A 19,715-nucleotide genomic window follows, 5' to 3' on the forward strand; every position below is an offset into this window, starting at 1 on the left:
CGGCAACTCCTAAAGATCAATCGCGCGGCGGTTGCGGATGCTGTCATCCGCGGCAAGGCAGATGCGCAGCGATTGCAGCGCGTCGCGCATATGGCGGTTCAGGTCGGCATCGTCTCGGATCGCATCCAGAATGGCAGCCTGTTCGGCATCGCACAGCGCCTGGTGATCAGGCTCGTCCGGCAGGTCGATCAGGCGGTCATTGCCGGGGCGGTGCACCAGCAGCCCGCCGACGCGGGTGTGGCCCTCGACCTCGGCCGAGCCACCGGGCCCCTGATCGGTGATCGAAACGGCGCCATTGGGCGAGACGACATCCTTCACGAAATGCGCGGTTTCCGACATCATCGGCCCCCAGCCTGCCTCATACCAGCCGATGCTGCCATCCTGAAAGCTGACCTGAAGCTGGCCGTAATTATACATGTCGGGGGCGATCTCGTCGCTGAGGCGCAGGCCGATGCCATTCACGCGGATCGGCGCCGCATCGGTGATCTGGCACATCACGTCGACATAATGGACCCCGCAATCCACCAGCGGACTGGTCGAGCGCATCAGCGATTTATGCGTTTTCCATTCCGCCCCGGTGCTTTGCTGGTTCAGGTTCATGCGAAAGACATAGGGGCCCCCCAGGGCGCGGGCCTCGGCGATCAGGCGCTGCCAGGACGGATGATGGCGCAGGATATAGCCGACCATCAGCTTGCGCCCCGTTTCCTCGGCCGTGGTAATGACCCGCTGTGCATCCTGCAAGTTCGAGGCCAGCGGCTTTTCGACAAAGACATGCGCGCCGGCCCGCATCGCCCGGATCGCCAGATCGGCATGGCTGTCGCTATAGGTGGCGATGACGACCAGATCGGGGCGGGTCTGCATCCCGTCCTCGAAACTGGTGAACAGATCATAGGCCCGCAACGCATCCGGCAGATCCACGGCCGAGCGGTTGACCAGCCCGACGATGTCGGAATGGGGCGATTTGTGATGGGCCAGCGCATGCGAGATGCCCATATTTCCCAGGCCCACGATCAGAACCCTGGTCATTTCACCGCCCCCGACGTGATGCCGCGGATCAGTTGCCGCGAGAAGATGACGTAAAGGACCAGCACCGGCAGGATCGCCAGTGACAGCGCCGACAGGACCGCGTTCCAGTCGGTGACGAACTGGCCGATAAAGACCTGGCTGCCCAGGGTCAGCGTCTTGGTCGCCTCGGCCGGGGCCAGAATCAGCGGGAACCAAAGGTCGTTCCAGATCGGGATCATGTTGAACACGGCCACCGTCGCCATGGCCGGCCGGACCAGCGGCAGGACCAGCCGGAAGAAGATGGTGAACTCGCTCAGCCCGTCGATGCGCCCGGCATTCTTCAGATCGTCGGACACCTGGCGCATGAACTCGGTCAGGATGAACACCGCTAGCGGCAGACCCTGCGCGGTATAGACAAGGATCAGCGCCCATAGCGTGTTGACCAGCCCCGTGGCGACCATCATGTCGAGGATCGCGACTGTTCCGATGCGGATCGGGATCATGATCCCAAGCGCCAGATACAACCCCATCAGCGTATTGCCCCGGAAGCGGTATTCCGAAAGCGCAAAGGCGGCCATGGCGCCAAACAGCAGCACGAAGAACAGCGACACGACCGTGACGATCAGCGAGTTCTGGAAATACAGCAGGAAATCGCCCTGCTTCATCACCGTCTGATAGCCGATCATCGAAAAGCTTTCGGCGTCGGGCAGGGCCAACGGCTCGCGGAAGATGGCGCGGCGGGACTTGAAGCTGTTGATCAGGATGACAAAGACCGGAAACAGCGCGATCAGGGTATAGACGATCAGCGCCCCGTGCATCGCAAGGGTGTTCAGCCGGCTGTGGCGGGCGATGTTCATGGCGGCCCCTTTCAAAGCTGATAGCGCCGGATGCGGGTCTGAATGCCGAACAGATAGACGCAGACCCCCAGCAGAATGACCGCGAACATCGCGCTGGCAATGGCCGAGCCCATATGCGGATCGCCCAGTTGCAGCTGGAAGCCGAAGAAGGTGCGATACATGAAGGTGCCCAGAATATCGGTCGAGAAATTCGGCCCCGCCAAGGCGCCCTGCGATGCATAGATCAGATCGAAGGCATTGAAATTGCCAACGAAGGTCAGGATCGAGATGATCCCGATCGAAGGCAGGATCAAGGGCAGCTTGATCTTCCAGAAAGCGGCCATGCCGGTGACGCCGTCGATCTCGCCGGCCTCGATCACCTCTTCGGGGATGGACAGCAGCGCCGCATAGATCAGCATCATCGGGATGCCCACGAATTGCCAGACCGAGATCAGCGCCAGCGTGGTCAGGGCATATTCTTCCTTACCCAGCCAGGGTTGGAACAGCGATTTCAGCCCGACCGCGTCCAGCATGCCGGGCGCGATGCCCCAGATGGGCGACAGGATCAGCTTCCAGGCAAAGCCGACGATGACGAAGCTGAGGATCGTCGGAATGAAGATAGCCGAACGATACAGCGCCGCAAAGCGCAGCCGTGGATGGCTGAGGATCGCCGCCAGCGCGATGCCGATCGGGTTCTGCACCAGCATGTGAACCAGGAAGAACCAGAAGTTATTGCCCAGGGCGTTCCAGAACTGATCCGACCACAGCGGGTCAAGGAACAGCGTGCGGAAGTTGTCCAGCCCGACGAAAACCCGTTCCTGATCGACCCGGCTGAACAGCGCCAGACGCAGGGTGTTGAACAGCGGAAAGATCATCACTGCCGTATAGACGGCGACGGCGGGTGCCAGAAACAGGCCGATATGCCATCGGATGCGTGGCTTGGTCATCTTGCTCTCCTGTCGGAAGCCTGGGCGGGCTGCGCCGCCCAGGATCGTGACCGCCGGTTACGGCTGCGGCTTGTACCAGCTGTCCAGCCCGGTTTGCAGGCGCTGGCCGATCGCCTCGGGCGTCTCGCTGCCCTTGATCGCGGCGACCGATGCGCCCCAGGTCTCGTTTTCCAGGTTGGGCGTGCCGCGCGACAGGATCTGATAGGTCGAGCGGATGGTCGATTCGCATTTGCCGCGCCAGCTGACAAATTCCTGCGCCACCGGATCTTCCATCGGGACGTCGAAACTGGACAGCGAGAAGAAGCCGGGCAGGGCATTGGCATAAAGCGTCGCGAACTCTTCCGAGCCGACCCAGTTCAGGAAGGTCCGGCCGGCCTCGGCATTGGGCGAGGCGGCGTTCAGGCCGATGGCGATGTCGGTATGGTCCGAGATATAGCAGGTGTCACCCTCTGCTTTGACCGGCGGGGCGAATACGCCCATCTCGAACTCGGCCAGGGTGTTGAAGCCGCTGATTTCCCAGCTGCCGGTCGGATAGATCGCGGCGCGGCCAAGGGTGAACAGGTTCTGGCTGTCGGGATAGGTCTGCGCCTCGTAGCCGTCGCCCAGATAGGGCGCCCATTTCGCCAGGGTGGCATAGGGTTCCGTCCATTGCGGATCGGTCAGCTTCTGTTCGCCCTTGATCAGTGCCAGGCGGCCTTCCTCGCCCTTCCAGTAGGTCGGGCCGATATTCTGATAGCCCATGGTCGCGGCTTCCCATTGGTCATTGGTGCCCATCGCCATCGGGATATAGGTGCCGTCTTCCTTGATCTTGTCCAGAACGGCAAAGAACTGATCCTCGGTAACCGGGACCTCCAGCCCCAGTTCGGCGAAGGCATCCTTGTTGTAGAGGAAGCCGTGGATCACCGACGCCATCGGCACGCAGAAGGTGGCGGCACCGTCATCGGTCTGCCAGGCGGATTTCGCCACGTCCGAGAAATTCGCCATCGCCTCAAGATCGGTCAGATCGGCCAGTTTGCCGCCCTGGAACAGTGCCAGCGATGCATCGAAGGGGCGGCAGGTGATCAGGTCGCCCGCGCTGCCTGCATCCAGTTTCGAATTCAGCACCGCGTTATATTCCGCCGGGGCGGATGGGGTGAACTGGATCTTGATGCCGGGATTGGCGGCCTCGAAGGCGGGGATGATCGTGTCCTGCCACAGCGTCAGGTCATCATTGCGCCAGCTTTCGATGGTCAGCGTGACATCCTGCGCCATGGTCGCGCCTGAAAGCGCCGCCCAGGCCAAAATGCCCAGTGATGCGGTGTTCTTCATGGTCTTCCTCCTCTGCTGGACCTGCTGGTCCGGTTGTTGTTCTCGTCAAGCAGCCCTTCAAGATGCCCGCCATTCTTCAGAATGGCCCGCCGCGCATCGGGTGGCGTCAGGCCGCGCGCGACCAGGATCGCGGTCTTGACCTCGCCATCCGCGGCCGTCAGTGCGGCGCTTGCCGCGTCGGCGCCCGTCCCGGCGATGGTCGCGACAATGCCGGCGGCGCGGCGCATCAGTTTCGCATTCTCGGCCACCAGATTGACCATATGGCCATCATGGACATGGCCAAGCCGAATGCCGATCAGAACCGAAATTGCGTTCAGCGCGACCTTCTGCGCGGTTGCCGCCGCCATCCGGGTCGAGCCGGCAAGAACTTCGGCGCCGGTTTCCAGCAAGACGGGGTGGTCCGACCGGTCGAGCAGCGGCGATCCTGCGACATTGGCGATGCCGATCACGGCGATGCCCCGGTCCCGCGCCGTATCCGCAATCGCGACGGTATAGGGGGTGCTGCCCGAGGCCGAAACGGCGATCAGCGCATCGCCCGCCGCCAGGTCTGCCGCCTCAAGGTCTGTTATGGCCAGCGCCGTATCATCCTCGGCCCCGCCGCGCATCTGCCACAGCGCTTCGGCCCCGCCGGCATAACACAGCGCGGTGCGGTCTGGCGAAATGCCGAAGGTCGCCCCCATTTCCATCCGTTCGGCCAGCGCCATCAGCCCGGACGAGCCGGCGCCGGCAAAGCCCAGCCTGCCGCCCGCCGTCAGCGCGGCGGCACAGCGTTCCGCGGCCGCCTCGATCTGCGGCAGGGCCGGGCGCAGCGCCCCCATCGAGGCAATCTGCGCCTCGATCAGCCGCGACAGCGCCTGCTGGCCCGGCAGGCGGTGCAGGCCGACCGCCTGTGCATGCAGCGTTTCGGTTGATTCTGGCATTCGTGCTGTCTCCCTTGGTTAGACAATACCAAAAAAGAACCAATAGTAAAGCGCCGATTGAAAAATGGACAAATTCGGGATAAATCCTGATTGCAACTGATGCGCCTTCCAATATTGGAATTGATTTGGTATCTTTGTGTCCAGGGGTCGATTTCGGCCTGCGATCTTGCAGTGACAGTGGGGTGGGGATGGAAAATCGGCCGGCAGGCGAGGGGCTCGACGAATGGGCGGATTTCGATTCGGACGGGGTCGGGCCGCTGTATCTGCGCCTTTACCGTCATATCGCCGATGCGATTGGCGGCGGCCGGCTGAAGCCTGGGGACACGATCCTGCCTGAACGCGAACTGGCCGCGCGCAGCGGGGTGTCGCGCGTCACCGTGCGTCGCGCGATAGATGAACTGGTTCGGGCCGGCTATCTGGTCCAGCGCCGCGGCTCTGGCACCTTTGTGTCGGCGCCGGTCGGGCGGATGGAACAGGCGCTGTCGATGCTGACCTCGTTCACCGAGGATATGGCCCGGCGCGGCCAGTCCGCGGAAAGCCGGTGGATCCTGCGCCGGGTCGAGACGCCCTCGCCGGACGAAACCATGGCGCTGGCTTTGGGCGCGGATGAGCGGGTGTCGCGGCTGGAACGGGTGCGCAGCGTCGAAGGGGTGCCGCTGGCGATCGAGCGGGCCTCGATCCCGGCCTCGCTGCTGCCTGACCCGGAATCGGTCGAGGCCTCGCTCTATGACGTGCTGGCGGCGCGGGGCAAGCGCCCGGTGCGGGCAGTGCAGCGCATCTCGGCCGCCAATGTCTCGCGTGCGGATGCGGCGCTGTTGCAGATACCCGAAGGCGCGGCGGTGCTGCGTATCGTGCGGGTGGCGCATCTGCCATCGGGCAAGGCGGTGGAACTGACGCGCTCGATCTATCGCGGCGATGCCTATGATTTCGCCGTTGAACTGAAATGGGCGGAGCCCGAAGGAAGGACCACGACATGAACGAAAGCCACATGGCGCGAGAGATCGCCGAAATTCCCGCCGTCGCCGGCCGGTTCCTGGCCGAGTCCGGCCCCGCCCTGTCCGAGATCGGCCGCGCCTTCCGCGCCCGGCGCATCGACCTGGTGGTGACGCTGGCGCGCGGATCCTCGGATCATGCCGCAACCTTTCTGAAATACGCGATCGAGATCAATGCCGGCCTGCCCGTTGCCTCGATCGGGCCGTCGGTTTCGTCGATCTATCGGCGTCTGCTGCGGCTTGACGGCGCGGCCTGCATCGGAATTTCGCAATCGGGGCGCAGCCCGGATATTGTCGAGGCAATGGTGGGCGCGCGGGCGGGTGGCGCCGAAACCGTGGCGATCACCAATTTCGAGGACAGCCCCATGGCACAGGCGGCGGCCCATCGGCTGCCCCTTGGCGCGGGCGAAGAGAAAAGCGTGGCCGCGACGAAAACCTTCCTGACATCGGCGCTGGCCGGGTTGGCGATGCTGGCCGAATGGCAAGAGGATCAGGCCCTGCGCAACGCGTTGGCGGCCATGCCCGACGCGCTTTCCATTGCCTTGGAACAGGATTGGGAACCGCTGATGGCGCGGCTGGCGCGGGCGAACTCGGTTTTTGTGCTGGGGCGCGGTCCGGCCCTGGCCATGGCCAATGAGGCGGCGCTTAAACTGAAGGAAACCAGTGGTTTGCATGCAGAATCCTACAGCGCGGCCGAGGTGTTGCACGGACCTGCGGCGATTGTGCAGGCGCATTTCCCGGTGCTGGCCCTTGGGGTCGAGGATGCCGCCTTGCCACAGCTGTCGGCAACCGCCGAGCGGCTGGCGGCGCAGGGGGCGGATGTGTTCGTGACCGGGGCTGATGTGGCTGGCGCGGTGCGGCTGTCATCCGCCCCGGCGCTGCATCCTCTGGTCGATCCGCTGCTGATCATCGCCAGCTTCTACCACTGTATCGAGGCGCTTGCCCGGCGGCGCGGCTTTGATCCCGACACGCCGCCGCATCTGCGCAAGGTGACGGAGACGGTGTGATGACGCAGGGCGTTCTGGTTGGCCGCGCGGTCTTTGATGGCGCGCGCCTGTGGCCCGAGACAGGCGTGGTGATCCGCGACGGGCGGATCGAGGCGCTGATCCCGGCAGCCAGCGCGCCGGCGGGCGCACAGCGGCATGAGGGTGTGATCACGCCGGGTTTTGTCGATCTTCAGGTCAATGGCGGGGGCGGTCTTGCCGTCGGTGCAGGGACCGACGCTGCTGCGCTGGCCCGGATCTGCGCCACCCATCGCAGCCTGGGCAGCGCCGGGTGCCTGCCCACGCTGATCACTGACACGCCCGAGGTGACGGCCTCGGTCCTGGCAGCCGGGGTCGAGGCGGCGCGTCGCGGCTTCCCCGGCTTCATGGGGCTGCATATCGAGGGGCCGCATCTGGACCCGCGCCGGCAGGGCGCCCATGATCCGGCGCTGATCCGGCCGATGGGCCCCGAGGATCTGGACCGGCTTTGCGTCGCTGCCCGTGCCTTGCCCGCGCTGATGGTGACGCTGGCACCCGAGGCCGCGCAGCCCGAGCAGATCGCCGCGCTGTCACAGGCGGGTGCGGTTGTCAGTCTGGGGCATAGCGATTGCAGCTATGAACAGGCGATTGCGGCGATGCGGGCCGGGGCGCGTTGCGTGACCCATCTGTTCAACGCCATGAGCCAGATCGGCCATCGTACACCGGGCCTTGCGGGTGCGGCGCTGGCCTCGGATTGTGCGGTCGGGCTGATCGCCGATGGGTTCCATGTGCATCCCGCAACGATGCGGCTGTCGCTGGCGGCACGGGGGCAGGGTGTCTTTCTTGTCTCGGACTGCATGGCGCTGGCCGGGACCGATCAGCAGGAAATCCAGCTGCATGGCCGCAGGATCCGGCGCGAGGGGGGACGGCTGGTCCTGCCCGATGGCACGCTGGCCGGCGCCGATCTGACCCTGCCTCGCGCCGTGCAGGTGCTGGTCGAACAGGTCGGAATCCCGGTCGAGCGTGCGCTGGCCATGGCCAGTTCGGTCCCGGCGGCTGTGGTCGGGGCGGCGGGCGAATATGGTGCCATTGCCCCCGGTCGCCGGGCGGACCTGCTGTTGCTGGGGGCCGATCTCGGCCCCGTCGGCGCGATCTGGGAGGGCGTCGCCCATCCGCTGCGTTCAGCCTGAAACTGGGGCGGAGGGACCGTTGCCTATCCCTTCTCGCTTGACGTCATTTCGTATGCAAAGTAAATAATTCGCATACGAAATGACCTGTGAAGCGATCTCGGATGGCGCGGATGGAAAGATGTGTGATTTCGGTTGCGACTGGCGGGCGGATTCCGCTGACGCTGTTTGGGCGGCGGTCGAAGCGCAAGGCGATTGTGGTGATCCAGCCGGCAACGGCGATCACCGAGCGGATGTATTGGCCCTTTGCCAGCTATCTTGCGCAGCGGGATTTTCTGGTCGCGACCTATAATTATCGGGGGGTCGGCCCTGATGCGCGCGACCCGGCGCTGCGCGATCTGGGCATGCGGGACTGGGCGCTGACCGATGCCCGGCTGGTGCTGGACTGGCTGGCAGAACGCTTTCCCGATCTGCCGATCCTGATCGTCGGGCACAGTCTTGGCGGTCATGCGGTCGGGCTGAATGGCGGCGATGACAGGGTCAGTGCGGCGGCGCTGATCGCCTCGCATCTTGGTGCGGACCGGCTGGTGCCAAGCCGGATCGAGCGTTGGCGGATCCGTGCGATGTCGCGGCTGGTGGCCCCGATTGCCAGCGCCATCGCCGGCTATTTTCCGGCCCGGCTGCTGGGGGTGGGCGAGGATATGCCAACCTGCGCCATGCGCGAATGGTCCAGCTGGATGGCGATGCCGCGCTATTTCTTCGATGATGCCTCGTTGCAGGCCGAGGCGCGGTTTGCCCGCGTTCGCATCCCGGTCCTGGCCTGCGGCTTTGACGATGACCCCTGGGCCACGCCGGAAGCCATCGGGCGCTTGCTGGAATTTCTGCCCGGCGCGCAGATCCGGCGCCGGCAGGTTGATCCCGTCGCGCGGGGGCTGGGGCCGGTCGGCCATATGGGTTTTTTCCGCAGCCGCCAGATGGCGGTGCTGTGGCCCGAACTGGCCGATTGGCTGGATGAACAGGCGGCAATCGCGTGCAGCCGCGATCAGCGCAGCACCAAGGTCGCCTGAGCGGCGATCCGGTCGGCCCGCCAGCCCCGGCCAGGATGCTGGCGCGGAACCGGCGGCGACCAGCATCAGGTTGCGTTCCCGCGGCGGCGCGTCGAGGGCCTGGCCGTGCCCGCGCGGTTTCCAGAAGGGACAGATGCCGCTGCGACACCCCGGCATCCAGCGCGAAATCAAGCTGGCTACGCCGGTGCTGGCTGAAGGTGATGGCTTGGCACCGATCCGTCATCGTCCGCGGATCAGGTGCCATCGGGCTTATGCGGGCGGCGAGAAATCCCCGACTCTGACCCCGCCGGAACTGTCGAGCACAAGGCAGGTGACGCCTTTTGCCGAACGGGACGACTGGCGTATCGTCAGCGTTGTGGGGATCGTGCCGGAACCGAACAGGCGGTTGCCCTTGCCCAGAACAACCGGGCAGATGACCAGCTTGAACTGATCGAACAGGTCATAGGTCAGCAGCGTCTGGATAAAGTCGCTGCTGCCCGGAACGATCAGGTCAGGACCATCCCAGCCTTGATCTTCGCAAGGCCCTCTACCGTGTCGCGGCCCAGCCATTCGCTGCCGCGCCAGCCCAGATCCTGCGGCCGGTGCGTGGCCACATATTTGGTCACGGTGTCGAATGTCCGGGCCATGGCGATCTCGGCCTCGTCCATCCCCGATGGCGGATTGGCGGCAACACGGGGTCAATGTGCGGGGAAGATGTCATAGGTCCGCCGTCTCAGAAGCAGATCGAACGGTCCGGCAAAGACCTCGGCCATGAAGGCACTGACGGTCTTGTCGAAAAGAGGTGGCAGTCAGCCGCCAAAACCAAACTCGCCCGAGCGGTCCTCGTTCTGCCCGCCCGGTGCCTGCATGACCCCGTCCATGGTCAGGAACGTATTGACGATGATGCGTCGCATGGCTGTCTTTGCCCGGTTGCGGGTAACCGAGTGCCATGGCTTCGGCCACCGGTCGATGACCTGCGCGGGAATCAGCCTGCCTAATTGGCGGCGCTGATCACGAATCCCGGATGACATGCCAGCCTGACCGAGGTGATCGGCCCCTGATCGTTCCAGCTGGTGCGATGCAGGATCAGCAATGCCTGCCCGCGCCGCACCTGAAGCATCCGCGCGTCGCGGGCATCGGCATTGGCGGCCGAAAAATCCACGTCGGCACGCAGATAGGGGGCATTACGCACCAGCCATTCATTCGCGTTCAGGTGATGGAAATCGGCACCCTCGACCTGCGGCACGGTGGTGCGGTTGATCCAGCGATCCTCGAACTGGAACGGCTTGCCATCGCCGTAATGCACGGCGCGCAGGTGGATCAGCACCTGTCCCGGCGGCAGGCCCATGCGCAGCGCGATCTGCGGCGGGATCGGGCCGTCGCGCCGGGCGATCAGCCGGTGGCTATAGGTCATGCCGGCGGCCTCGACCTGTTCCCTGACGATGGGGATGGAAAATGTCGTCTTGCGGACCGGGTTGATGGTCACATGCGTGCCGGCGCGGCGCTTGCGGTCCAGCAGCCCTTCATCCGCCAGCATTTGCAGCGCCTTGTTGACCGTGGCCCGCGCCACGCCGAACTCGACGGCCAGATCGGCCTCGTCCGGGATGCGGTCGCCCTGCCGCCATTCGCGGTCCATGATCCGGCGGCGGACCTCGGTTGCGATCAGTTGCGCCTTGGGCGGCTGGCTGGCGGGCGGGACGGTCATATCCGCGCCTGAAGTGTGGTGATGCAGGTCAGGTAGGCCGCCGTAATGGCATCGCGCGCGACGTGGCGGCCACCTTGGACGACATGGCGCCCGGCGGCCCAGACATCGCGCACAAGCCCGTCACCGCCGGCAAAGATCAGGCTGTCCAACAGTTCATCGCCCTTGCGCCCGGCCATGACCGGATTGGCCAGCGAGACGGCGCTGAGATCGGCCCAGAGGCCTGCGCGGATCGCCCCGGTATCGCGCCCCGCCGCCGCGGCACCGCCTTGCAGACCTGCCTCGTAAAGCACCCGCCCGGTCGAGCGTTCCGGCGTCGCCAGAATGGCGCGGGCGGTGTCGCGCAGGCGCTGGCTGTATTCCAGGGTGCGCAGCTCCTCGATCAGCGAGATGCGGATATTGCTGTCCGAGCCGAAGCCGAGCGCGCCGCCGGCATCGCGCCAGATGGTGCCGTTGAAAATGCCGTCGCCAAGGCTCGATTCGGTCAGCGGGCACAGGCCCGCCACAGCGCCGGTGGTGGCAAGGCGGCGGGTTTCATCCTCGGTCATATGGGTCAGGTGGATCAGCGTCCAGCGCGCATCGGGGGCGTGGTTGTCCAGCAGCCATTCGACCGGACGGCGGCCATAGGCGGCGCTGATTTCCTCGATCTCGGGGATCTGCTCGGCCAGGTGCATATGCAGCGGGCGGTCGGGGCGCAGGGTGGTGCACAGCGCCAGACCCTCGGGGCTGACGGCGCGCAGGGAATGGGGCGCGACGCCGATGGCGGCGTCAGCGGGCAGGGCGCGCAACGTGGCCTCGGCGGCATCCAGCAGCCCGACAAAGCTGTCGGGATCGGTGCCGAACCGCACCTGGCCGGGGCCAAGCGGGCGCCGGTCGACGCCGCCAAACTGGTAATGCACCGGCAGCAGCGTCAGCCCGATCCCGGTCTGCGAGGCCGCCGCCGCGATGCGTTCAGACATCTCGGCCAGATTGGCATAGGCCGCGCCGTCGGGCCGGTGGTGCAGGTAGTGGAATTCGACATTGGTGGCGAAGCCTGCCTCCAGCATCTCCATCTGAACCAGTGCTGCGATGGCCTGAACGTCGTCGGGCGTCAGATGGTCGAGAAAGCGATACATGATCTGCCGCCAGGTCCAGAACGTGTCGCGCGGATGGGGGCCGCGTGCCTCGGAAAGGCCGGCCATGGCGCGCTGGAAGGCATGGGAATGCACGTTGGCCATGGCGGGCAGCAACATCTGGACGCGCCTGCCCTTGGGCGTGGCGTTGGGGGTGGCACTGGCGATGCGGCCATCGGCAGCGATCTCGACCCGCACATGATCCGCCCATCCTTCGGGCAGCAATGCCCGTTCCGCCCAAAGAATGCTCATCCGGTTCCTCGATCTGCACAAGCTGGTTGACTGGGAATAAGTTTATACATAAGACTTCAATAAGTCTAGACATAGAAAGCGAAGGGCGATGCATCTTCTCAGCAATGCCAGACTGGCGATATTCGACGCGGCGACCGGGCAATTCAGCCTGAGCGCGCCCATAGGCATGGTGCTGGACGGTGACAGCATCGCCTGGATCGGTGACGGGTCCGTGCCGGCACAATACGCCCATGCCGATGAACTGGATCTTGAGGGGCGCGTGGTCACGCCGGGCCTGATCGACTGCCACACCCATATCGTTTTCGGCGGCGACCGCGCCCGCGAATTCGAGATGCGGCTGGAAGGCGCCAGCTATGAAGAGATTTCGCGGGCAGGGGGCGGCATCGTTTCCAGCGTGCGGGCCACGCGCGAGGCGGACGAATCGCGGCTGCTGGCCAATGCGCTGACCCGCGTTGATGCTCTGCTGGCCGAGGGTGTCACGACGATCGAGATCAAATCTGGCTATGGTCTTGATATTGCATCGGAACTGAAGATGCTGCGCGTCGCCCGCCTGATCGAGGCGCGGCGCGATGTGACGGTCAAGACCACCTGGCTGGCCGCCCATGCGCTGCCGCCTGAATATGAAGGGGACCGCGCCGGATACCTGCGCGATGTGGTCATTGCCGGGATGGATCAGGGCCATGCCGAGGATCTGATCGACGCAGTTGACGGCTTTTGCGAGGGCATCGCCTTTTCGCGCGACGAGATGGCGATGGTGTTCGACCACGCCGCGACTTTGGGCCTGCCGGTCAAGCTGCATGCCGAGCAACTGTCGGATCTGGGCGGGGCGGCGATGGCGGCGCAGCATGGCGCGATCTCGGCCGATCATCTGGAATGGTTGGGTCAGGATGGCATCGACGCGATGGCGGCATCGGGCACGGTTGCGGTGATGCTGCCCGGCGCCTTCTATACGCTGCGCGAGACTAAGCTGCCCCCGATCCAGGGCCTGCGCGATGCCGGCGTGCCGATGGCGCTGGCGACAGATTGCAACCCCGGCACCTCGCCGCTGACCTCGATCCTGCTGACCATGAACATGGGGGCGACGCTGTTTCGCATGACGCCCGCCGAATGTCTGGCGGGCGTAACCACCCATGCCGCCCGCGCGCTTGGGCTGGCCGATCGCGGCACGCTGGCCGTGGGTCAGCGCGCCGATCTGGCCATCTGGAACATCAATGAACTGGCCGAGCTTTCCTATCGCATCGGCTTCAACCCCCTTCATGCCCGCATCGTCGGAGGCGAATTTGTCTGAACTGATCCTTACCCCCGGCGACACCACGCTGGCGCAGCTTGAAACCGTCTGGCGGACAGGCCGCCCCGTGCGCCTGGCCGACAGCGCCCGCCCCGGCATCGCCGCCTCCGCCGCCCGGATCGAGGCCGCCGCCAATGGCGATCAACCGGTCTATGGCGTCAATACCGGCTTCGGCAAACTGGCCTCGATCAAGATCGCGTCCAAGGACACAGCGACGCTGCAACGCAACCTGATCCTGTCCCATTGCTGCGGCGTGGGCGAGCCGGTGGAGCCCGAAACCGTCCGCCTGATCATGGTGCTGAAACTGCTGTCACTTGGCCGTGGCGCCTCGGGCATCCGCCCCGAGGTGATCGCGCTGATTGAATCGATGCTGGCGCGCGGCGTTCTGCCAGTGATCCCCTCGCAGGGCTCGGTCGGGGCCTCGGGCGATCTGGCGCCCTTGGCGCATATGGCGGCGGCGATGCTGGGCGAGGGTCGCGCGACCTTTGAGGGCGTCGAGATGCCCGCCGCTCAGGCGCTGACCGCTGCCGGGCTTTCGCCCGTTGTGCTGGCCGCGAAAGAGGGGCTGGCGCTGATCAACGGCACGCAGGTTTCCACCGCCTTTGCGCTGGTGGGGCTGTGGCAGGCCTTTGCTTCGGCCCGTGCTGCGCTGGTCGTGTCGTCGATGTCCACCGATGCGATCATGGGGTCGACCGCGCCTTTCTTCGACGAGATCCACCAGTTGCGCGGCCATCGCGGCCAGATCACCGCCGCCCGCGCCATTCGCGGGCTGATGGAGGGCAGCGCCATACGCGACAGCCATCGCGAGGGCGACAGCCGCGTGCAGGACCCTTATTGCATCCGCTGCCAGCCGCAGGTGACGGGGGCCTGCATCGACCTGTTGTGGCAGGCCGCGCGGACGCTGGAGATTGAATCGAACGCCGCCACCGACAACCCGCTGGTGCTGACGGGCGAGGGCGGCATTGTCTCGGGCGGGAATTTCCATGCCGAGCCGGTGGCCTTCGCCGCCGACCAGATCGCCTTGGCGATTGCCGAGATCGGCGCCATCTCGCAGCGCCGCATCGCGCTGATGGTCGATCCGACGCTGAGCCACGACCTGCCGCCCTTCCTGACGCCCGAACCGGGGCTGAATAGCGGGCTGATGATCGCCGAGGTCACCAGCGCGGCTTTGATGAGCGAAAACAAGCATCTGGCCAATCCTTGTTCGACCGATTCCACCCCCACCAGCGCCAATCAGGAGGACCATGTCAGCATGGCCGCCCATGGCGCGCGGCGCTTGCTGCGGATGAACGCGAACCTTGCCCAGATCATCGGGATCGAGGCGATGTGCGCCGGTGCCGGGATCGAGTTCCGCGCGCCGCTGCTGACCTCGCCCCCCTTGCAGGCCGCGCTGACAAAGCTGCGTCAGACGATCCCGCCGGTGGTGCAGGACCGTTACCTCGCCCCCGATCTGGCCGAGGCCGCGCGGCTGGTGCGCGAGGATGTGCTGACCGGCGCCGTTCCCGCCGATCTGCTTCAGGAAATCCACGCATGAGCCCGGTTGAAATCCACGAAGGCGACAGCCCCGTTATTCTGGGCCTGCCCCATACCGGCACCTTTCTGCCCGATGAAATCATGGCCCGGCTGAACCCGCGCGGGCAGGTGCTGGCCGATACGGATTGGCATATCCACCGGCTTTATGACGGGCTGCTGCCCGGCGCTACGACGGTCAGGGCGACGTTCCACCGCTATGTCATCGACGCGAACCGGGGGCTGGACGATGCCAGCCTCTATCCCGGCCAGAACACCACCGGGTTGGTGCCCGTGACCGATTTCGATGGTCAGCCGATCTGGATCACCGAACCCGACGCGGATGACATTGCCGAGCGCAAGGCACGCTTCTACGCGCCCTATCACGCGGCGCTTCAGGCGCAGATCGACCGGGTCAGGGCGCGGCATGGGGTGGCGATCCTGTATGATTGCCACTCGATCCGCAGCCATATTCCGTTCCTCTTTGACGGCATCCTGCCCGATTTCAACATCGGCACCAATTCCGGCGCCTCCTGCGATCCGCGCATCGAGGCCGCCACCTTTGATGCCTGTGCCGCCTCGGGCCGAAGCCATGTGCTGAATGGCCGCTTCAAGGGCGGCTGGACCACGCGGCATTACGGCCAGCCGGGGCAGGGCGTCCATGTGATCCAGATGGAACTGGCGCAATCCAGCCATCTGACCACCGAGACCCCGCCTTTCGCCTATGACGAGGCCAAGGCGCGCGAATTGCGCGTTACGCTGGCCCGCATCCTGAACGATCTCGCGGCGTTGTCCGCCGAACTGAAGGTTTGATCCCGATGAACAATCCCCGCCTGAACACCCGCGACGTCTATCCCGCCACCGGCAACAAGCTGACGGCCAAAAGCTGGCTGACCGAGGCGCCGATGCGGATGCTGATGAACAACCTGCATCCCGACGTGGCCGAGAACCCGCATGAACTGGTGGTCTATGGCGGCATCGGCCGGGCGGCGCGGACCTGGAAGGATTACGACCTGATCGTCAAAAGCCTGACCGATCTGGAGGAAGACGAGACCCTTCTGGTGCAATCGGGCAAGCCGGTTGGCGTGTTCAAGACCCATAAGGACGCGCCGCGCGTGCTGATCGCGAACTCGAACCTGGTGCCGCATTGGGCGACCTGGGACCATTTCAACGAATTGGATAAGAAGGGGCTGGCCATGTATGGCCAGATGACCGCCGGATCGTGGATCTATATCGGCAGCCAGGGCATCGTTCAGGGCACCTATGAAACCTTTGTCGAAGCCGGGCGGCAGCATTATGGCGGCAGCCTGAAAGGCAAATGGATCCTGACCGGCGGGCTTGGCGGCATGGGTGGCGCGCAGCCCCTGGCTGCCGTCATGGCCGGAGCCTGCTGTCTGGCCGTCGAATGCAACGAGGCCAGCGCCGATTTCCGCCTGCGCACCCGCTATGTCGATGAAAAGACGCATGATCTGGACGAGGCGCTGGCGCTGATCGAGCGCTGGACCAAGGCGGGAGAGGCGAAATCCGTAGCCCTGATCGGCAATGCCGCCGAGGTCTTTCCCGAACTCGTGCGCCGGATGAAGGCGGGCGGTCCGCGTCCCGATATCGTCACCGACCAGACCAGCGCCCATGACCCGATCCACGGATATCTGCCGATCGGCTGGACCGTGGCCGAATGGCGCGCCAAGCAGGAAAGCGAGCCCAAGGCGGTCGAGGCCGCAGCCCGCGCCAGCATGAAGGACCATGTCGCCGCCATGGTCGATTTCTGGAATGCGGGTGTGCCGACGCTGGATTACGGCAACAATATCCGTCAGGTCGCGCTGGAAGAGGGGCTTGAAAACGCCTTTGCCTTCCCCGGTTTCGTGCCCGCCTATATCCGCCCGCTGTTCTGCCGGGGTGTCGGGCCCTTCCGTTGGGCGGCTTTGTCAGGCGACCCGGAAGATATCTACAAGACCGATGCCAAGGTGAAAGAGCTGATCGACGATCCGCATCTGCACAACTGGCTGGACATGGCGCGCGATCGCATCAGCTTTCAGGGCCTGCCTGCGCGCATCTGCTGGGTGGGTCTGGGCCTGCGTCACAAGCTGGGTCTGGCCTTCAATGAAATGGTGCGCAATGGCGAGCTTTCCGCCCCCATCGTCATTGGCCGCGACCATCTGGACAGCGGTTCCGTCGCCAGCCCCAACCGCGAGACCGAGGCCATGGCCGATGGCAGCGACGCGGTCAGCGACTGGCCGCTGCTGAACGCGCTGCTGAATACGGCGTCAGGTGCCACTTGGGTCAGCTTGCATCACGGCGGCGGCGTAGGCATGGGCTTTTCGCAGCATTCGGGTATGGTCATCTGCTGTGACGGAACCGAAGATGCCGATCGGCGGATCGCCCGCGTCTTGTGGAACGACCCGGCCACTGGCGTCATGCGCCATGCCGATGCGGGCTATCAGATCGCCCTCGATTGCGCCCGCGAGAACCAGTTGAACCTGCCCGGCATCCTGTAACGCCGGTATAATGACCAACGAGGAGAAGAAGATGAAACTGACCACCACGCTGAAAGGCGCGCTTCTGGGCATGACCATTCTGGGCCTTGCCACGCCGGTCCTTGCCGACCAGCTTGCCGACATCAAGGCCGCAGGCAAGATCGTCACCGCGACCGACATGCATTACGCCCCCTTCGACATGCTGACCAACGGCACCTATGAGGGCATCACCAAGGACCTGTTTGACGAGGTCGCCAAGGAATTGGGCGTCGAGCCGGTCTATCAGGACATTCCCTGGCCGGCCGAGCTGCCGGGGCTGGAGGTCGGCAAGTTCGACATCATCATCGCCCCCGTGACCGTCACCCCCGAACGGATCGAGCGTTACGCCTTTGGCCTGCCCATCGCTGACGCCACCGTGGGCCTTGTCCGCGCCGCCGCCAGCGAGGCGGTGATGAAGCCCGAGGATATCGCCGGCAAGACCGTCGGCGTCCAGCAGGGCACCGCCCAGTTCAAGCAGCTTGAAGCTTATGGCGCCAGCATCGGCGGCATCACCATCAAGGAATACGGCACCACGGATGAAGCCTATGCCGATCTGGCCGCCGGTCGTCTGGACGCGGTGGCGGGTTCCTCGCCCAACCTCGCCTATCTGGTGAAGAACCGGGCCGAGACCTTTGCCCTGACCGATCCGGCAACCTTTGGCGAGCCGAAATATTTCGCATGGGCCATGCAGAAGGACGAGGATTCGGCCTCGCTGGTCGAGGCCGTGAATGCCGCGATCCTGAAGATGCATGACGATGGCCGCATGGCCGCCATTCAGGAAAAATGGCTGGGAACGGCGACCGATCTGCCGCGCGAAGTCCCCACTGAATGATCCGGTTGCGGGCGGGGTGAAGGCCCCGCCCGCATCTTCCTGACGGGGTCCGCATGTTTTCCATCCAGACTTTTCTTGACGCCTTTGGCCCCTTGGCCATGGCCGCGCGGTACACGCTGCTGGTTTCGGGCCTTGGCATCGCGCTTGGGCTGGTGATCGGCGCGCTGATCTGCGCCGCCGCGCTGTCGAAATCGCGCGCCCTGCGCCGGTTCGCGGCGATCTGGGTCAGCTTCCTGCGCGGGGTGCCGCTGCTGGTGCAACTTCTGCTGATGTTCTATCTGCTGCCGGTCGTGGGTATCAACGTTCCCGCATTGGCCGCCGCCGTCATCACTGTCGGCATCTGCGCCAGCGCCTATATCGCCGAGATCTGGCGCGGCGCCATCGGCGCGCTGCCCCCCGGCCAGACCGAGGCCGCCGCCGCCATCGGCATAGCCCCCACCACGATCTGGACTCGCATCGTGCTGCCTCAGGCCGTGGTCATGTCGCTGCCCGCGCTTGTCAATGAACTGATCCTCTTGGTCAAAGCCTCGTCCCTCGTCTCGGTCGTCGGCATCATGGAGGTCACGCGCGCCAGTCAGGCGCAGGCCGCCACCACCTTCCGCCCGCTAGAGGTCTATCTGGCCGCCGCCTGTATTTACCTTGCCATCAACCTCTGCCTTGCGGGTATAGGCCGCTGGCTGGAACACAGGGCGGCCGTCTGATGGAATGGAGCGTCTTTCAGCAATATGGCCCGATGCTGCTGCGCGGCTTTGGCGTCACCATCTTCTGTTGGCTCATGGGCACGGTTCTGGCCATGGGCCTGGGCCTGATCATCGCGCTGATGCAGCGTTACGGGCCGCGTCCGCTGCGCTGGCTGTTGCAGGTCTATATCGAGGTGATCCGGGGCACCCCCTTTCTGGTGCAACTGTTCGTCCTTTATTACGGCGGCCCGCTGGTCGGGCTGCGGCTGGACGCACTGCCTGCGGGTCTGTTGGGCCTGACCATCTATGGCAGCCCCTATTTCGCGGAAATCTTCCGCTCGGGCTTCAACGCCGTGCCGGTGGGGCAGCTAGAGGCCGCGCGCGCCATCGGCATGTCAGAAACCAATATCATCCGGCGCATATTGCTGCCCTTGGGGCTGGTCTCGGCCCTGCCGGCGCTGGTCAATTTCTCGATCATCCTGACCAAGGAAACGGTAATCCTGTCGATCATCACCGTCCCTGAACTGATGTATCAGGTCAGCCGCATGTCGACCGAAACCTTCCGCTATCTCGAAGCCAACCTGGTGCTGGCACTGTTCTTCTGGGGGCTGGTCGAGACGATTTCGCGCGTCGGCCGCCGGCTAGAGGCGCGCATCACCCGCCACCTGATCGAAAGGGTCTGAG

20 protein-coding genes are annotated in these 19,715 nt (G+C 65.0%); 11 read left to right on the forward strand and 9 right to left on the reverse strand.

From position 1 onward, the window contains the following. Window positions 1-9: 9 nt before the first annotated feature. From FNJ84_RS09565 to FNJ84_RS09585, 5 genes are read right to left on the reverse strand one after another with little or no spacing between them, the layout of a single operon-like run. On the reverse strand, window positions 10-1,026 hold the full coding sequence (locus tag FNJ84_RS09565) for a Gfo/Idh/MocA family protein (RefSeq protein WP_143792866.1): 1,017 nt from the start codon (window positions 1,024-1,026) through the stop codon (window positions 10-12). Then, window positions 1,023-1,862 (reverse strand): carbohydrate ABC transporter permease, encoded by an 840-nt coding sequence (locus FNJ84_RS09570; protein ID WP_143792867.1) that lies wholly within the window; start codon window positions 1,860-1,862, stop codon window positions 1,023-1,025. Before FNJ84_RS09570 ends, FNJ84_RS09565 begins: the two co-directional genes overlap by 4 nt. 11 nt (window positions 1,863-1,873) lie before the next feature. Continuing rightward, entirely contained in the window at window positions 1,874-2,788 is a 915-nt protein-coding gene (locus FNJ84_RS09575) for a carbohydrate ABC transporter permease (protein WP_143792868.1), read from the reverse strand. A gap of 57 nt (window positions 2,789-2,845) precedes the next feature. Next, a complete protein-coding gene (locus tag FNJ84_RS09580) occupies window positions 2,846-4,096 on the reverse strand; it encodes an ABC transporter substrate-binding protein (protein WP_143792869.1) in 1,251 nt (416 codons plus the stop codon). Continuing rightward, entirely contained in the window at window positions 4,093-5,016 is a 924-nt protein-coding gene (locus FNJ84_RS09585; protein ID WP_143792870.1) for an N-acetylmuramic acid 6-phosphate etherase, read from the reverse strand. The genes FNJ84_RS09580 and FNJ84_RS09585 overlap by 4 nt, the downstream gene beginning before the upstream one ends. A gap of 188 nt (window positions 5,017-5,204) precedes the next feature. Between FNJ84_RS09585 and FNJ84_RS09590 the strand changes: the two genes are divergently transcribed. From FNJ84_RS09590 to FNJ84_RS09605, 4 genes are all read left to right on the forward strand, one after another. Continuing rightward, window positions 5,205-5,993 (forward strand): GntR family transcriptional regulator, encoded by a 789-nt coding sequence (locus FNJ84_RS09590; protein WP_143792871.1) that lies wholly within the window; start codon window positions 5,205-5,207, stop codon window positions 5,991-5,993. After that, a complete protein-coding gene (locus FNJ84_RS09595; RefSeq protein WP_143792872.1) occupies window positions 5,990-7,015 on the forward strand; it encodes an SIS domain-containing protein in 1,026 nt (341 codons plus the stop codon). Before FNJ84_RS09590 ends, FNJ84_RS09595 begins: the two co-directional genes overlap by 4 nt. Further along, complete coding sequence (nagA, locus tag FNJ84_RS09600; protein ID WP_143792873.1) at window positions 7,015-8,160, forward strand: N-acetylglucosamine-6-phosphate deacetylase; 1,146 nt, start codon at window positions 7,015-7,017, stop codon at window positions 8,158-8,160. The genes FNJ84_RS09595 and nagA overlap by 1 nt, the downstream gene beginning before the upstream one ends. A 110-nt stretch (window positions 8,161-8,270) precedes the next feature. Then, a complete protein-coding gene (locus tag FNJ84_RS09605; protein ID WP_185968475.1) occupies window positions 8,271-9,164 on the forward strand; it encodes an alpha/beta fold hydrolase in 894 nt (297 codons plus the stop codon). Window positions 9,165-9,413: 249 nt separating this feature from the next. Here FNJ84_RS09605 and FNJ84_RS09610 read toward each other — a convergent pair whose 3' ends face one another. The 4 genes from FNJ84_RS09610 to FNJ84_RS09620 form a co-directional block, all read right to left on the reverse strand. Continuing rightward, window positions 9,414-9,713 (reverse strand): dihydrofolate reductase family protein, encoded by a 300-nt coding sequence (locus FNJ84_RS09610; RefSeq protein WP_143792875.1) that lies wholly within the window; start codon window positions 9,711-9,713, stop codon window positions 9,414-9,416. After that, on the reverse strand, window positions 9,650-9,811 hold the full coding sequence (locus FNJ84_RS21960) for a hypothetical protein (protein WP_185968476.1): 162 nt from the start codon (window positions 9,809-9,811) through the stop codon (window positions 9,650-9,652). The genes FNJ84_RS09610 and FNJ84_RS21960 overlap by 64 nt, the downstream gene beginning before the upstream one ends. Window positions 9,812-10,137: 326 nt before the next feature. Beyond that, window positions 10,138-10,848, reverse strand: coding sequence for a GntR family transcriptional regulator (locus tag FNJ84_RS09615; protein WP_143792876.1), 711 nt, complete (start codon window positions 10,846-10,848; stop codon window positions 10,138-10,140). Next, window positions 10,845-12,209 carry a formimidoylglutamate deiminase gene (locus FNJ84_RS09620; protein WP_143792877.1) on the reverse strand — a complete coding sequence of 455 codons (1,365 nt, stop codon included), beginning with the start codon at window positions 12,207-12,209 and terminating at the stop codon, window positions 10,845-10,847. Before FNJ84_RS09620 ends, FNJ84_RS09615 begins: the two co-directional genes overlap by 4 nt. An 88-nt stretch (window positions 12,210-12,297) precedes the next feature. On the opposite strand from FNJ84_RS09620, the gene hutI reads away from it, so the two are divergent. Genes hutI through FNJ84_RS09655 form a run of 7 tightly spaced genes read left to right on the forward strand, consistent with a single transcriptional unit; the run spans window position 12,298 to window position 19,714 of the window. Continuing rightward, on the forward strand, window positions 12,298-13,497 hold the full coding sequence (hutI, locus tag FNJ84_RS09625; protein ID WP_143792878.1) for an imidazolonepropionase: 1,200 nt from the start codon (window positions 12,298-12,300) through the stop codon (window positions 13,495-13,497). Further along, entirely contained in the window at window positions 13,466-15,031 is a 1,566-nt protein-coding gene (gene hutH / locus FNJ84_RS09630) for a histidine ammonia-lyase (RefSeq protein WP_185968477.1), read from the forward strand. The genes hutI and hutH overlap by 32 nt, the downstream gene beginning before the upstream one ends. Next, window positions 15,028-15,819: an N-formylglutamate deformylase gene (hutG, locus tag FNJ84_RS09635; RefSeq protein WP_143792880.1), complete on the forward strand. Its 792-nt coding sequence runs from the start codon at window positions 15,028-15,030 to the stop codon at window positions 15,817-15,819. Before hutH ends, hutG begins: the two co-directional genes overlap by 4 nt. A gap of 5 nt (window positions 15,820-15,824) precedes the next feature. Beyond that, window positions 15,825-17,501, forward strand: coding sequence for a urocanate hydratase (gene hutU / locus FNJ84_RS09640; protein ID WP_143792881.1), 1,677 nt, complete (start codon window positions 15,825-15,827; stop codon window positions 17,499-17,501). A 31-nt stretch (window positions 17,502-17,532) separates the two neighbouring features. Further along, window positions 17,533-18,351 (forward strand): transporter substrate-binding domain-containing protein, encoded by an 819-nt coding sequence (locus FNJ84_RS09645; RefSeq protein ID WP_143792882.1) that lies wholly within the window; start codon window positions 17,533-17,535, stop codon window positions 18,349-18,351. Window positions 18,352-18,404: 53 nt separating this feature from the next. After that, the gene (locus FNJ84_RS09650; protein WP_143792883.1) at window positions 18,405-19,052 is read left to right on the forward strand and encodes an amino acid ABC transporter permease; all 648 of its coding nucleotides are present in this window, start codon (window positions 18,405-18,407) and stop codon (window positions 19,050-19,052) included. Then, window positions 19,052-19,714: an amino acid ABC transporter permease gene (locus FNJ84_RS09655; protein WP_143792884.1), complete on the forward strand. Its 663-nt coding sequence runs from the start codon at window positions 19,052-19,054 to the stop codon at window positions 19,712-19,714. The genes FNJ84_RS09650 and FNJ84_RS09655 overlap by 1 nt, the downstream gene beginning before the upstream one ends. Window position 19,715: the final 1 nt, after the last annotated feature.

Origin of the sequence: Paracoccus sp. M683 (assembly GCF_007096355.1) — a bacterium.
Taxonomy (GTDB): domain Bacteria; phylum Pseudomonadota; class Alphaproteobacteria; order Rhodobacterales; family Rhodobacteraceae; genus Paracoccus.

Excerpts from the sequence above, each read along its gene's own strand:
- FNJ84_RS09595 (WP_143792872.1), top strand. The coding sequence starts at position 5,990 with ATGAACGAAAGCCACATGGCGCGAGAGATCGCCGAAATTCCCGCCGTC.
- hutG (WP_143792880.1), top strand. The coding sequence starts at position 15,028 with ATGAGCCCGGTTGAAATCCACGAAGGCGACAGCCCCGTTATTCTGGGC.
- hutU (WP_143792881.1), top strand. The coding sequence starts at position 15,825 with ATGAACAATCCCCGCCTGAACACCCGCGACGTCTATCCCGCCACCGGC.
- FNJ84_RS09610 (WP_143792875.1), bottom strand. The coding sequence starts at position 9,713 with ATGGCTGGGCCGCGACACGGTAGAGGGCCTTGCGAAGATCAAGGCTGG.
- FNJ84_RS09590 (WP_143792871.1), top strand. The coding sequence starts at position 5,205 with ATGGAAAATCGGCCGGCAGGCGAGGGGCTCGACGAATGGGCGGATTTC.
- FNJ84_RS09565 (WP_143792866.1), bottom strand. The coding sequence starts at position 1,026 with ATGACCAGGGTTCTGATCGTGGGCCTGGGAAATATGGGCATCTCGCAT.
- FNJ84_RS09575 (WP_143792868.1), bottom strand. The coding sequence starts at position 2,788 with ATGACCAAGCCACGCATCCGATGGCATATCGGCCTGTTTCTGGCACCC.
- FNJ84_RS09655 (WP_143792884.1), top strand. The coding sequence starts at position 19,052 with ATGGAATGGAGCGTCTTTCAGCAATATGGCCCGATGCTGCTGCGCGGC.
- FNJ84_RS09620 (WP_143792877.1), bottom strand. The coding sequence starts at position 12,209 with ATGAGCATTCTTTGGGCGGAACGGGCATTGCTGCCCGAAGGATGGGCG.
- hutI (WP_143792878.1), top strand. The coding sequence starts at position 12,298 with ATGCATCTTCTCAGCAATGCCAGACTGGCGATATTCGACGCGGCGACC.
- FNJ84_RS09570 (WP_143792867.1), bottom strand. The coding sequence starts at position 1,862 with ATGAACATCGCCCGCCACAGCCGGCTGAACACCCTTGCGATGCACGGG.
- hutH (WP_185968477.1), top strand. The coding sequence starts at position 13,466 with ATGCCCGCATCGTCGGAGGCGAATTTGTCTGAACTGATCCTTACCCCC.
- FNJ84_RS09645 (WP_143792882.1), top strand. The coding sequence starts at position 17,533 with ATGAAACTGACCACCACGCTGAAAGGCGCGCTTCTGGGCATGACCATT.
- FNJ84_RS21960 (WP_185968476.1), bottom strand. The coding sequence starts at position 9,811 with ATGGACGAGGCCGAGATCGCCATGGCCCGGACATTCGACACCGTGACC.
- FNJ84_RS09605 (WP_185968475.1), top strand. The coding sequence starts at position 8,271 with ATGGAAAGATGTGTGATTTCGGTTGCGACTGGCGGGCGGATTCCGCTG.
- FNJ84_RS09650 (WP_143792883.1), top strand. The coding sequence starts at position 18,405 with ATGTTTTCCATCCAGACTTTTCTTGACGCCTTTGGCCCCTTGGCCATG.
- FNJ84_RS09585 (WP_143792870.1), bottom strand. The coding sequence starts at position 5,016 with ATGCCAGAATCAACCGAAACGCTGCATGCACAGGCGGTCGGCCTGCAC.
- FNJ84_RS09615 (WP_143792876.1), bottom strand. The coding sequence starts at position 10,848 with ATGACCGTCCCGCCCGCCAGCCAGCCGCCCAAGGCGCAACTGATCGCA.
- nagA (WP_143792873.1), top strand. The coding sequence starts at position 7,015 with ATGACGCAGGGCGTTCTGGTTGGCCGCGCGGTCTTTGATGGCGCGCGC.
- FNJ84_RS09580 (WP_143792869.1), bottom strand. The coding sequence starts at position 4,096 with ATGAAGAACACCGCATCACTGGGCATTTTGGCCTGGGCGGCGCTTTCA.